Raw genomic sequence first — 12563 nt, forward strand, 5'->3', positions numbered from 1 at the left:
TGAAGTCCGGACACGTGCTCGGCTCGGACGCGGCACAGGAGATCGATGCCGCAGGGCGACGATGCGCCGACGCCGGGCAGCGCGGCAAGGTTCTCGTTCCAGATGTCATGGGCTGGACATAGAGCGCCCGCGTGCTTAGCACCGCGGCAACATGGGCGACCGGGACCTCAACGCCCGAGACCGGCTCTGCACACCCCGCAGCACCCGGCCGCTCCGCCTTCACCGGGCGCCTTCCGCCTGGGGCCGGGGCCGGATCCGAACCCCGGACGGCCGCGATCTCCTGACAGCTCATCGCCCCGGCGCCGGTCAGCGGCACGCCGCGGTGCGTGCCCGCCGCCGCGGGGAGACGCGGACGGCCGGTACCTCGCCCCCGAGGTACCGGCCGCTCCCGTGCTGCTGACAGCTTTCAGGCCGCCTGCTTCTTCAGTGACGTCAGGTGGGCGAAGACGACCACGTTGGCCGAGTAGCCGCTCTTCTTGTTGAAGCGCCCGCCGCACGTCATGAGTCTGAGCTCCGGGCGGTTGGTGGTGCCGTACACCTTGTCGTCCGGGAAATCGTCCTTCGTATAGGTCTTGACCTCGTCGACGGCGAAGACCGCGGTACGCCGGTCGGCCCTGGAGACCCTCACCTTGTCGCCCCGGTGCAGGGCGTTGAGGTTGAGGAAGATCGCCGGCCCTGTTTCGGTGTCGCGGTGACCGACGATCAAGGAGGTCCCGGCGTCACCGGGTGACGGGCCGTTCCGATACCAGCCCACCACCCTCGGCGTGCTCAGCGGCGGGGCGCCGAGACGGCCCTTGGCGTCGAGCCCGAGACCGATGACCGGGGCCTCGATGAAGATGCCGGGAACCGCGATCTTCACCGGTCGCGAGGGTGACAGGGGCAGCTGCTTGGCTCGCTGCGCCGGCAGGTCTCCGCCGCCCGCGGCATCGCCGCCGCGGGTGGCGGAGACCGACGGGTCGTCGGACGAGTCCGAACTCGCCCAGACGATGCCGGCCATCAGTGAGGAGAACACGCACAGTGTCATCGTGAGACGGCATGCACGGGTCGGCCCCCGTCGTCGTCTGCGGGCCCTACGCCTCGTTGCGGGCACGACGGCGTGCGGATCGGCGGACCATGATCAGGCCTGCGGCTCCGACCGTCCCGGCGGCCAGGGCGGCGGTCGTGCCGACGCTCCAGTCGCTGTCGGAGCTGAGGTTGGTCATGTCCGGGACGCCGCCGCCACCGGCGGGCACGCCACCGGACGGCTTCTCGTAGTTCGACTCGGCACCGGAAGCCGACGAGTCGCGGTCGTCCCTGTCCGCACGACCGCCGTTGTTGGCGGGCTTGGAGCAGTCGACCCGGAAGCTCTTCTGCTTCGGGCCCGCCGGGACGATCCACACCAGCTGGTACGTGCCCTCCGGGAGCAGGTACTCCTGGCTGCGGGCCGAGCCGTTCACGAGGGGCAGTGTGCTCTGCAGGGTGTCGCCCGGGGGGACGGTCGGGGGCTGCGCGGTGATCGTCCAGGGAACCGCCGGGAACGACTCGAAGTTGCTCGCGTTGAGGACGAACTTGCAGACCTCCACCCCGTCGTGGCCGCGCGAGTTCCAGCCGACCGAGCGGACGTCGATGTTGCCGCTGTCGCCGGGGGCGGCGTAGGCGGCGGATGCTCCAGCCAGCGTCGCTCCGGCGATGGCGACCGCAGCAACCGCGGCACCCCCCGCACGGACACTGCGGGTACGGACGGAAGCGGAAATACGCATGCTGAACTCCTTCAAAGCAGGATGATTGTCGTACTGATCGGTTGATCGCCTAAGAGATCGCATGAATCAGTGCGAAAATATGACTTAACACTCTGAAAAAGTCGACTCATACCCTGAGTAGCCGATAGCGGCCGGATCGAGAGGGCCCCGTGCGGGCGATGCCGGGCCTCCTGTCGGCGGCCGCACCGTGCGTGAGGCCTGGACGGGCAGCCCGACGGCCCCGCTCGCGCACATCAGGCACCGGTGCCCGGTCGGGAGGACCCTCTGCCCGGGGTCACCCTTCGTAGCGGGCGGCCAGGGTCCGTACCGTCTCGGCGATGCGGTCGCGGAGTTCAGCCGGTGCCACGACCTCGACGTCGGCGCCCAGCCGCAGGAACTCCCCATGGGCGTGGTCGATCGACTCGATGGGCACCCGGGCCTCCGTCCATCCGTCACCGTCGGATGGGACGCCGAGGCGGCGGGCACCCTCCGGGGTGAGCCGCAGCACGGCCTCCCCGGTGTGCAGTCGCGCCCGGAAATCGGCCAGATAACTGTTCCAGTGCCTGGTCAGGTCGAACCCGTCCTGGATGACGAACTCTTCTTCCAGCGAACGGAGTTCGAGGATCTGATCGATCCGGTAGGAGCGGATCCCGGGTGGTCCGTCGGCGACCAGATACCAGCGGCCGGCCTTGAGGACGAGCCCGTACGGCTCCACCCGCCGTTCGATCTCCTCCGGCGCCCGCCAGCGCCGGTATCGCAGTACCACCGCCCGCCGCGCCCACACCGCGGCGGCGGCAGCGGTCAGGTGAGGCGTCCGGTCGGCGTCGCCGTACCAGCCGGGGGCGTCGAGCAGGAAGCGCTCCTGGATCCGCTCGGCGTGCTCGCGCAGCTCCGCCGGAAGGGCGGCCCGCAGCTTGAGCCGGGCGGTGGCGAGCGCCTCGCCGAGGCCGAGCTCGGCGGCGGGGCCGGGGAGTGCGGCGAGGAACGCGGCCTGCGACTCGTCCGCGGTCAGTCCGGTGAGCCGGGTCCGGTAGCCGTCGACCAGCCGGTAGCCGCCCGCATGTCCGGCGTCACCGTACAGCGGGATACCCGCGGCGCCGAGCGCCTCGACGTCGCGGTAGACGGTCCGTACGGAGACCTCCAGTTCCCCGGCCAGCTGCCGGGCCGTCATCCGGCCCCGGTCCTGGAGCAGCAGAAGGAGGGTGACCAGCCGGCTCGCACGCATGCCGCTCAGTATCCACTGACAGAGGATGTCAGTGGAGCGGCCCTAACCTGCGGCGCATGGACGACTTCGACTTCCTGCACGGATCCTGGGACGTGGCCAACCGCCGTCTCGCCGCACCGCTCGGCTCGGACCCCGGCACCTGGGTGGAGTTCCCCGCTCACGCGGTGGTCCGGCCGCTCTTCGGGGGCGCCGGCAACATTGACGAGATCACCTTTCCCGCCTCCGGCCAACACGGCCTGACCCTGCGGCTGTTCGACCGGGAGACGGAGCGATGGTCTCTCCACTGGTCCGACAGCCGGACGGGCCGACTGTATCCGCCGCTGACCGGCGGCTTCACCGGTGACCGCGGTGATTTCCACGGAGAGGACACCTACGACGGCCGACCCGTCCGCGTGCACTTCGTCTGGTACCGCCTCGGCCGGGACGCTGCCCGTTGGGAGCAGGAGTTCTCCGCCGACGACGGCCGCTCCTGGGAGCTCAACTGGACCATGGATCTCACCCGCACAGGGCAGGCCGGCGGATGAGCATCGTCGAACTCCGGCAGTACACCCTGCATTCCGGAGCCCGGGAGACGCTGATCGAGCTGTTCGAGCGCGAGTTCGTGATCGGTCAGCAGGCGGTGGGCATCACCGTCGGAGGCCGCTTCCGCGACCTCGGCGACCCGGACCGTTTCGTCTGGCTGCGCGCGTTCCCCGACATGGCGCACCGTCGACGCGCTCTGAAGGCGTTCTACACCGGCCCGGTCTGGCGGCAGCACCGCGACGCGGCCAACGCCACCATGGTCGACAGCGACAACGTCCTGCTGCTGCGGGGTCCGGGCTTCATGCCTCCGCCGGGCGCCGGTGAAGTGCTCGCGACAGTCTGCCACCCCACCGACGCCGCCGCCTTCGACGCGTACGCCGCCCGACACCTGAATCCGGTCCATGCGCTGCACCGCACTGAGCACGCCGAGAACGACTTCCCCCGTCTGCCCGTCCGCACCGGGGAGGACGCCCGGGTCTGGTTCGGCCCGGCCGAGCTACCGCCCTGGCCGACCGGACGGCTGCGGCTGGAACCCGTGACGCCTTAGCGTCGGGCTTTCGTGGGGTCAGCGGTCGGACGAGGGGTCAGAAAAGCGCGGCCAGACCACTCCCCGCCCGCCGGATCGCTTGCTGATGCGCCCGCGACCACCCTCGACGCGATCCGCCCGGCACCGGTGCCGACGAAGACGCCGCCCGGCCAGGAGACTGCCGGAAGGTTTCAGACTTCCGTCTCTCCCGGCCCCTCGGTGCCGAACTGTTCGGCCCTCAGCGCGAGGTCCTGCAGCACGTCGGCGGACGACACCTCCGTCTGGCCGGAGTCGTGCACCTGCGCCAGCATCGCGAACGCCAGGGTGAACGCTCCGACCAGTTGCTCCACCGCGCCGCCGACCTCACGGCCGACCAGGCCCACCACGTCCTCGATGGTGGCGTCCTCCGGGATCGCGATCCGCGGCATCGTCTCGTTCAGGAGGGCGGTCACCACGGTCGAGTCGTTGCTGGGGTCACCGCGGTCAGGGCTCTCCTCCAAGAGCCTCCGCATCTCGCCCGCTTCGGTGAGGATGCCGATCACACGCTTCACGACTTCGCTCTGCTCCATCCCGTGAGCATAGGTGCAGGCGCGACGGCAGACGAGGACAAGAGCGTCCATGTCATTCGTGATCTCCGTCGCCCGGCTCCGCCGCCCGGTGGCACCTCCTGGCCCTCCCCCGCCCCACCGTGCCAGGAGGCCCCTTCACCGCCTGCGCCGTAGCGTACGAGGTACGTCCCCGGCGCGCGCGCCGGACACCGGACTCCCGCCGCGCACTCCGGAGCCAGCCATGACCAGCACCGAGCATCCCGTGATCGCCGGGGTCGACGGTTCCTCGACCGGCCGCGACGCACTGGACTGGGCGGCCCGCGAGTCCCGCGGCAGGGGGCTCGGACTGGTGGTCGTGCACGCGCTCCAGCCCGCCCGGCGGGCCGGCCAGGAGGCGCAGCGGCGCGAGGCGGAGGAGCTGCTCACGGAGTCGGTCCGCCGGGTGAACGAGATCGCACCCGGGCTGCGCCCCACGACGCTCGCGCCGCTGGACTTCCCGGCGGCGGCACTGACCGCGCTGAGCCGGGCCGCGTCGATGGTGGTGGTCGGCTCGCGCGGACTGGGCGGCTTCCGCTCCCTGATGCTGGGGTCCAACAGCCTGGCGACCGCGTCCATGGCCCGGTGTCCCGTGGTCGTCGTCCGTGGCGGGCGCCCGGACGAGGAGGAAGAAGAGGAGTACCCGAAGGGCCTCCAGGACGTCGTCGCGGGCGTGGCCGCCGACGAGAGCGCCGAGCCGGTGCTGGAGTTCGCCTTCGAGGCCGCCGCCTCGCGGCCCGGCGCGCGGTTGCGGATCGTGCACGGCTGGATGATGTTCTCCTCGATGCTGTCCGGCGGCCCCGTCTTCGACCTGGAGGCGGCGGCAGGCTCGGCCGAGCGCACTCTCGCCGAGCTCACGGCGGGCCGGCGGGAGGACTACCCGCGGGTCGAGGTCGTGATGGAACCCGTCAACGGCTCCGCGTCGCACACGCTGGTCGCGGCGTCGGCGACCGCGGGCCTGACGGTGATCGGGCGGCGCAGGGGCGGCGAGTCGCTCGGTCTCGGCCTCTCCCCGGTGGCGCAGACGACGCTCACCCATGCGCGGGGCCCGGTGGCCGTGGTCCCCGGCTGACGCCGTCGGCCCGCGTCCCGTCGGGCCCCGGCGGCGCCTCTTCCCGGCCGGCCGGAGCCCACGCCCGGTGCACGGCTCTTGGCCCCTGACGCCCTTGGGCCCAGACTGACCCGATGACGCAGCGTGTGGATCTCTCGACCGTGATGGACCGGATCTCCATCGACGCAGTGATCACCGGCTACGCGGTGGCGGTGGACGACGGCGAATGGGCTGACTACCGGGCACTGTTCGCCCCGGACGGCCGCGCCGACTACCGCACGGCGGGCGGTATCGAAGGGCCCGCCTCCGAGGTGGCGCAATGGCTCTCGCAGACCATGCTGCTCTTTCCCGTACGGCAGCATCTGATCGTCAACCGCCGGCTCGACCTCCAGGATCTCGGCGGCTACCCGGGTGACGGCGCCCGGGTACAGGCCGACTACATGAACCCGATGCGGCTCGGCAACGACACCGAAGGCGCCGGGAGCGGTACGGACGAAGCCCGTCCGACCGCACCGAACTTCGTCTCCGGCGGGCGCTACGCCTTCGAGCTGGTCCGTACGGAGGGCGGCTGGCGGATCAGGGGCGTGACCGTTCACGAGAAGTGGCGGAGCATGACGGGCGCCCTCGCCGCCGACTGATCCGCGCCGGTCCGCTTCCGCTGCCCCACACTGGGGGAGAACACGGAGACGGGTCGCCGGGAGACCGAGAGACCGGGTTCCCGAGGGACCGGGCGGCGCGGGCAGGACGATGCGGGCAGGACGAGGAGGCGCTCCATGTGGACCGGGGCCGGGCAGCGGCGCGAGTGGGGCGAACGGATACTCGCATCCACCGTGTGGCGCGGTGTCGTCGCGCTCCTGGCGGGTGCGTTGCCCGCGCTGGCGTTCCCCGCCCCCGCGCTGTGGTGGTTCGCCTATGTGGCGCTGGTGCCGTTGCTGCTGCTGATCCGGTCCGCCGGCACGGGCCGCCGGGCGGCCGTCGACGGTTGGCTCGGCGGCACCGGATACATGCTCGCCGTGCACCACTGGCTGATGCCGAGTCTCCATGTGTTCATCGTGGTGCTGGCGGCGCTGCTCGGTCTGCTGTGGGCGCCGTGGGGCCTGCTCGTCTCCCGTCTGCTGGGCGGGCGGCTGTCCGGTACGGCGGTGGTGGCGGCCGTGATCGTGGTGCCGTGCGGCTGGCTGATGATCGAGCTGGCCCGCTCCTGGGAGGCGCTCGGCGGCCCCTGGGGGCTGCTGGGGGCGAGCCAGTGGCAGGTGGCGCCGGCGCTCCGGCTGGCCTCGGTGGGCGGGGTGTGGCTGGTGAGCCTGCTGGTGGTGGCGGTGAACACCGCGCTCACGCTGCTGCTGGTGGCCTCGGCCGCCCGCACGGCGGCGGTCGTCTCGCTCGTGGCGGGCGCCGTGGTGGTGGGCACGGTATGGGTGTGGGCGCCCCGGCCGGAGCGGTCGGGGGTGGCACGGATCGCCGTCGTGCAGCCCGGCGTCATCGAGGGGCCCGGCAGTGTGCAGCGCCGGTTCGCCCGCAGTGAGGAGCTGACGCGCTCGCTGGCCGGCCGGGATCTCGACCTGGTCGTGTGGGGCGAGAGCAGTGTCGCGGTGGATCCGGTCCGGCGGCCCGATGTCGCGGCCCGGATCGCGGCGCTGTCGCGGCTGGTGGGCGCGGACGTGCTGGTGAACGTGGACGCACGGCAGACCGACGCCTCCGGCCGGACCGGCATCTTCAAGAGCGCGGTGCTGGTGGGTCCGCACGGGCTGACCGGGGACCGTTACGACAAGATGCGGCTGGTTCCGTTCGGCGAGTACGTCCCGGCCCGTTCGGCGCTCGGCTGGGCGACCTCGATGGGCAGGGCCGCGGGCGAGGACCGGCTGCGCGGCGCCCGGCAGGTGACGATGGCGCTGCCCGGTGCGGACCGGATGCGCATCGGCCCGCTGGTCTGTTTCGAGTCCGCGTTTCCCGATATGAGCCGGCAGCTGACCCGGGACGGTGCGCAGGTGCTGGTCGCCCAGTCCTCCACGTCGTCGTTCCAGCACGGCTGGGCACCCGCCCAGCACGCCTCGCTCGGGGCGCTGCGGGCCGCCGAGAACGGCCGCCCGATGGTGCACGCCACGCTGACGGGCGTCAGCGCGGTGTACGGCCCGCAGGGCGAGCGGGTCGGGGCGCCGCTCGGTACGGGCACCAGCGGCGCCGAGGTGTTCGGCGTGCCCATGGCCGGCGGCACCACGCTCTACGTCCGGCTGGGTGACTGGCCGTTGTACGGCGCGCTGGCGGTCCTGGCCGCGTTCTGTGCGTTCGAGGGGGTGCGGTCGGTGCGCGGCAGGCCCGGCAGGTCCGTGCCGGTGGGTGCGGCCTCCGCCGGCGGCGGGACCCCGGACGGAGCCGGCGCGGTGACCAGGTCCGCGCGGTGACGCGTGAGCGGGCGTGCGTCAGAACGCGTTCCGGCCCGGACCGTTCACGGCGACGATGTCGCCCATCGCGTCGACGGTGAGCGCGATCCGTTCGGCCTTGTTGGTGAGGCCGAGCACCAGCCACGCCATGCTCCACAGGAAACAGCTGAAGACCGTCAGGACGGCGTGCAGCACATGGTTCAGGGGGCGGCCCCTGACCATGACGACCTGGGTCTCGGAGCGGGACTCCACACGCCAGCCGCTCGCGATCCGCTGGCTGACCGCCCAGTCGAGGATCAGTGCGCGCCGCGTGGCGTCGGGCGGGCGGCCGTCCGCCGAGTAGTAGCCGGGCGGGGGCTGGAGCGCGCTCCAGCCCTGGGGCTCGTGGCGGGGTCTCACGAGGTCACCTCCACGGGCCGGGGGTCCATCTCGTCAGCCTGCATGGCCCCCGGTCCGCACGCATCCGCAGGACCGGCGGGCGGCCCCGCGAGCTTCCCGCGCGGAGCCCTACGCGCAGTCGAGGTCACGCAGGACGCGCTCGCACAGTTCGTGCGTCTCCAGGGCGTCCCGGGCGCTCGGCGTCCGTCCGTCCCGCACGGCGTCCAGGAACGTCAGCACGCTCTGCTCGATGCCGCGCTGGCGGGCCACCGGCACCCAGTCGCCGCGCCGCCGCATGCTCGGCTGGCCCTTGTGGTCAATCACCTCTGCGAGGTTGACGACCTCGCGCTTGGAGTCCTGTCCGGATACCTCGAGGCGTTCCTCGGTCGAGCCGCTGAGGCGGTTCATCGCCCCGATGGCGGTGAAACCGTCGCCGGACAGCTGGAGCACGACGTGGTGCATCAGGCCGTCGCGGATCCTGGCCCGTACGACGGTGTGCTCGACCGGGCCCGGGATCAGGAAACGCAGGGTGTCGACGACGTGGATGAAGTCGTCGAACACCATGGTCCGGGGGTCCTCCGGCAGCCCGACCCGGTTCTTCTGCATCAGGATCAGCTCGCGCGGGTGCTCGGCGCACTGGGCGTAGCCGGGCGCCAGGCGGCGGTTGAATCCGACGGCGAGGCCGACTCCTCTGGCCTCCGCCAGCTCCACCAGCCGCTCGGACTCCGCGAGCCCGTAGGCGAGCGGCTTGTCGACGTAGGTGGGGACGCCCGCCTCGATCAGCCGGCCGGCGATCTCCGGATGCGCTGCGGTCGGGGCGTGCACGAACGCCGCGTCCAGTCCCTGGTCGAGCAGCGAGCCGAGGTCCGTGTGGCACTGCGCGGCGGGGATCCGGTGGGTCTCCGCGACGGCGGCCAGGGTGGCGGGGGTGCGGGTCTGCAGATGCAGTTCGACCCCCGGCAGGGTGCTGAGTACCGGCAGGTACGCCTTCTGCGCGATGTCTCCGAGCCCGATGCAGCCGACCTTCACAGGGTTTCCCTCTCGCTGTTCAGCGCCGTGCGTCGCGGTTCTCGTCCGTGGTGGTCCGCCGCGTTTGTACGACCGGCGCGTCGTTCGTTCCGGCAGCATACGTGGGCTGCGGCGGGCGCCAGTCGGCGATGCCGTCGAACGTGCGCAGGACGAGACCCGGTCCGAGCCGGGAGACCGTGGACATCGTGAAGTCGCGAAGCGCGACGGAGACGGGCCCGGACAGGCGCATCAGCCGCGAGACCTGTGCCGCCTTGCGCACGATGGCGGTGGTCCGGGGCAGCCGCTCGGCGGTGTACGCGGCGAGGCCCGCACCCAGGTCCGTGCCCGGTGCGACGTGGTGGGCGAGCACGACGGCGTCCTCGATGGCCTGGTTGCCGCCCTGGCCCAGGGTGGGGGCCATGGCGTGGGCGGCGTCCCCGACGAGCACCGTGCGGCCCCGGTGGAAGGCGGGCAGCGGCTCTGTCATCTGGTGGACATCGTTGCGCAGGACGCTTCCGGGTGCGACGGCTTCGATGATCCCGGGTATCGGGCGGTGCCAGTCACCGAACCTGCGCAGCAGTTCGGCCCGCTCGTCGTCGGCGGCCCGCGCACCCGCCGGGGCGACCGCAGCCGCGTACGCGTAGGCCCGGCCGTCCTTGAACGGCTGGGTGCCCCAGAGCGCGCCGCGTCCCCAGGTCTCGTGCGGGGCGAAGGGCTCCGCGGGCGCGGGGACCAGGACACGCCAGGTGGTGAAGCCCGCGTACGACGGGCCGGGGTGGTCCGGGAAGAGGGCGTCCCGTACGGCCGAGTGGATACCGTCGGCGCCGATCACGAGCTCGGCCTCGACGGTCCCGTCCGGGGTGCCGATCACGGCGGGCCGGCCGCCCGCGGTGCCCGGGTCCACGAGGCGGGCCGGGCAGCCGGTGCGGACGGCGGACGCGGGGAGCGCGGCGGCGAGGCGGTCGACCAGGGTGGCCCGGTGCAGCAGGACGAGCGGACCGCCGAACCGCTCGGCCGCGGCGGTGCTGTCGGTCCTGGCGAGCCAGCGGCCGTCCGGTGAGCGCATACCGCCCTCGCCCTGCCAGGCGGCCAGGGACCTGATCTCGTCGCCGAGCCCGATGACGTCCAGGGCGCGCTGGGCGTTGGGGGCGAGGCTGATGCCGGCGCCGACGGGTTCCAGCGACGCGGACCGTTCCACCACGGTGACGTGCCATCCCGACCGGTGCAGGGCCACCGCCGTCGTGAGTCCACCGATTCCGCTGCCGATGACGACCGCACGGGGTGCGCGCATGGCTCCTCCTCGATCCCGGTACCCGGAAACTACAGCTGTAGTAACAACAACTCCAACGTACTACACCTGTAGTCGCGGCGGTAGGTTGATCCCATGGCCCCACGCACCACCGGCTCCGCCCGTGCCGATCTGATCACCGACGCCGCGCTCGACCTGCTGGCCGAACGCGGCATGCGCGGGCTGACGCACCGGGCGGTGGACGAACGGGCCGGACTCCCCCAGGGCTCGACGTCCAACTACGCCCGCACCCGGCAGTCCCTGCTGGAGGCGACAGTGCGCCGCCTGGCGGAACGGGAGGTCCGCGTACTGGCACCGGGCGAACTCCCGGCACCCGGCCCGTCCGCGTCCCCCGGCACGGCACCCGACCTCTCCGCACCGGCCGGCCAGGACGCGCTGATCGCCGGTCTGGCGCTGGCCCTGCACCGCTACCTGACCCGCCACCCCGAACTGCTCGTCTGCCGGTACGAACTCGCCCTGGAGGCCACGCGCCGCCCGGAGCTGCGGGCGTTCTTCGACGCGACGGGCCGACAGTTCCGCGAACCGCTGGTCGCACTGATGGCGGCGGCCGGGTCACCCGAGCCCGAACGGCACGCCCTGTCCCTGGTCGCCTGGTGCGAAGGGCTGATGTTCTCGTGCGCGGCCGGCTCCTACAGCCGTTCCGTGCCCTCGGAGGCGGAGCTGCGCACCGGCTTCCGCGAGCTGTTGCGCGGGATGCTCGGACACTGACGCACGGGCGCCGCCCACCGGGCCGCAGGGCCTTTCGTCCGGATCAGGGTGCGACACGCGGGGCGCCGCGCTGACCGGGGTCACTCGTGCGGATCAATACGGGGTTCCGGCTCACTCGACGGCCGGTCCGCACCGCAGAGTTGATCAGGTGCATCGAACCAGTACCACCGTGAAGCTTCTGGTCGCCGTGGCGGTCACGGCCCTGTCCGGGTGCGTGTCCGTGCAGCCGCGGCCGAGCGCCCCGCCGATCCCTTCGCCCCGCCCGGCCGCCCAGGATCTGGCCCCACAGATCGGCCGGCCCCCGGTCCGCGACGTCCTGGAAGCCCTCCCGGACCCGAAACCGCCCACCGCCACCGCAACCGCCGGCCGGGCGTCGGCCGCCCCGCCGGCCGCGCGTCACACCGGCCCCCGTGCCGCGCCCCGCGTCCCGCAACCACGGCACGTCCCCGGCCCGGCGCACCCCCGGCCGCCGCGCAGGGCCGTGCCCGCGCCTCCCGCACCGGCCCTGCCGGCTCCGGTCACCGGGACGGACGTCTGCGCGCTCGGACGGGGATACGGGCACTGGCCGGCCGGCAGTCCGCAGTCACGGATCTGCGACCGCACCTACGGGCACTGACCGGGCGGGCCGGTCCGGAGCGCCCGGTCAGGCCGCGCCCCCTCAGAGCTCCCGCAGTCGCAGCTCCAGCCGCCCGATGGCCGCCCGGACCCCGCCCCCGTAGCCGTCGTCGGCCCCGTCCTCCGCGAGCACCCCTGAGGCGTCCCGGGCCCGGTCGAGATGGATCCGGGCCGCCGCCCGGCGCCGGAGCTTCACGTAGTCCGCCGCCAGGTTGAGGTGCAGCGACGGGTAGAAGGCGCGCACCGCGAGCGCGTCGCGGTGTTCCGCGACGCGCTCGTCGGTCAGCACCTGCGCGGCGGACAGCGCCCGCAGGTCCCAGTCCAGCTCGTCAGCGGGGTCGTCCTGGGTATCCGCCATGTAGTGCGCGAGGGTGCACCGGTGCAGGGCGTCGCCGTCCGCACCGATCTCCGCCCAGAGGAGGCCGAAGCGGTTGCGCGCCTCCTCGCGGTCACCGCCGTGCAGCAGCATGACCGCCTGGCCGATTCTGGTCATGACGACGTCCTGCGACGCCTCCTGCTGCTCCGTCACTGCGGTCTC

Annotated in this window: 15 protein-coding genes; 7 read left to right on the forward strand and 8 right to left on the reverse strand. The window is 72.7% G+C overall.

The features are described from left to right. Positions 1–406 precede the first annotated feature (406 nt). The 3 genes from OG892_RS04335 to OG892_RS04345 form a co-directional block, all read right to left on the reverse strand. Positions 407–1024 carry a class F sortase gene (locus tag OG892_RS04335; protein ID WP_371628496.1) on the reverse strand — a complete coding sequence of 206 codons (618 nt, stop codon included), beginning with the start codon at positions 1022–1024 and terminating at the stop codon, positions 407–409. 46 nt (positions 1025–1070) lie between these two features. Continuing rightward, positions 1071–1739, reverse strand: a complete 669-nt coding sequence (locus OG892_RS04340) for a hypothetical protein (RefSeq protein WP_073736268.1) — start codon at positions 1737–1739, stop codon at positions 1071–1073. A gap of 274 nt (positions 1740–2013) precedes the next feature. After that, complete coding sequence (locus tag OG892_RS04345) at positions 2014–2943, reverse strand: YafY family protein (RefSeq protein ID WP_073736269.1); 930 nt, start codon at positions 2941–2943, stop codon at positions 2014–2016. 56 nt (positions 2944–2999) lie between these two features. On the opposite strand from OG892_RS04345, the gene OG892_RS04350 reads away from it, so the two are divergent. Together OG892_RS04350 and OG892_RS04355 are read left to right on the forward strand one after the other, a co-directional pair. After that, positions 3000–3467, forward strand: coding sequence for a hypothetical protein (locus OG892_RS04350; protein ID WP_073736270.1), 468 nt, complete (start codon positions 3000–3002; stop codon positions 3465–3467). Continuing rightward, on the forward strand, positions 3464–4012 hold the full coding sequence (locus OG892_RS04355) for an NIPSNAP family protein (RefSeq protein ID WP_371628497.1): 549 nt from the start codon (positions 3464–3466) through the stop codon (positions 4010–4012). Before OG892_RS04350 ends, OG892_RS04355 begins: the two co-directional genes overlap by 4 nt. A 170-nt stretch (positions 4013–4182) precedes the next feature. On the opposite strand, the gene OG892_RS04360 is transcribed toward OG892_RS04355, so the two are convergent. Then, a complete protein-coding gene (locus tag OG892_RS04360; RefSeq protein ID WP_073736331.1) occupies positions 4183–4560 on the reverse strand; it encodes a hypothetical protein in 378 nt (125 codons plus the stop codon). Positions 4561–4780: 220 nt separating this feature from the next. On the opposite strand from OG892_RS04360, the gene OG892_RS04365 reads away from it, so the two are divergent. The 3 genes from OG892_RS04365 to lnt all read left to right on the forward strand — a co-directional run bounded on the left by OG892_RS04365 (position 4781) and on the right by lnt (position 8028). Beyond that, positions 4781–5647 (forward strand): universal stress protein, encoded by an 867-nt coding sequence (locus OG892_RS04365; RefSeq protein WP_371628498.1) that lies wholly within the window; start codon positions 4781–4783, stop codon positions 5645–5647. A 113-nt stretch (positions 5648–5760) separates the two neighbouring features. Continuing rightward, positions 5761–6264 (forward strand): nuclear transport factor 2 family protein, encoded by a 504-nt coding sequence (locus tag OG892_RS04370; RefSeq protein WP_073736273.1) that lies wholly within the window; start codon positions 5761–5763, stop codon positions 6262–6264. A 135-nt stretch (positions 6265–6399) separates the two neighbouring features. Beyond that, a complete protein-coding gene (lnt, locus tag OG892_RS04375) occupies positions 6400–8028 on the forward strand; it encodes an apolipoprotein N-acyltransferase (protein WP_371628499.1) in 1629 nt (542 codons plus the stop codon). 18 nt (positions 8029–8046) lie between these two features. Here lnt and OG892_RS04380 read toward each other — a convergent pair whose 3' ends face one another. From OG892_RS04380 to OG892_RS04390, 3 genes are all read right to left on the reverse strand, one after another. Next, on the reverse strand, positions 8047–8406 hold the full coding sequence (locus tag OG892_RS04380; protein ID WP_371628500.1) for a hypothetical protein: 360 nt from the start codon (positions 8404–8406) through the stop codon (positions 8047–8049). A gap of 108 nt (positions 8407–8514) precedes the next feature. Continuing rightward, positions 8515–9414, reverse strand: coding sequence for a Gfo/Idh/MocA family protein (locus tag OG892_RS04385; protein ID WP_073736276.1), 900 nt, complete (start codon positions 9412–9414; stop codon positions 8515–8517). A gap of 19 nt (positions 9415–9433) precedes the next feature. Beyond that, complete coding sequence (locus OG892_RS04390; protein WP_371628501.1) at positions 9434–10684, reverse strand: FAD-dependent oxidoreductase; 1251 nt, start codon at positions 10682–10684, stop codon at positions 9434–9436. A gap of 93 nt (positions 10685–10777) precedes the next feature. Here OG892_RS04390 and OG892_RS04395 point away from each other — a divergent pair, with 93 nt between their 5' ends. Then, positions 10778–11410, forward strand: coding sequence for a TetR family transcriptional regulator (locus OG892_RS04395; protein WP_328867856.1), 633 nt, complete (start codon positions 10778–10780; stop codon positions 11408–11410). 148 nt (positions 11411–11558) lie between these two features. Beyond that, a complete protein-coding gene (locus OG892_RS04400) occupies positions 11559–12026 on the forward strand; it encodes a hypothetical protein (RefSeq protein ID WP_328867855.1) in 468 nt (155 codons plus the stop codon). A gap of 42 nt (positions 12027–12068) precedes the next feature. On the opposite strand, the gene OG892_RS04405 is transcribed toward OG892_RS04400, so the two are convergent. Beyond that, positions 12069–12554 (reverse strand): hypothetical protein, encoded by a 486-nt coding sequence (locus OG892_RS04405; protein ID WP_073736280.1) that lies wholly within the window; start codon positions 12552–12554, stop codon positions 12069–12071. Positions 12555–12563 lie beyond the last annotated feature (9 nt).

Origin of the sequence: Streptomyces sp. NBC_00341, assembly GCF_041435055.1 — a bacterium.
GTDB lineage: Bacteria > Actinomycetota > Actinomycetes > Streptomycetales > Streptomycetaceae > Streptomyces.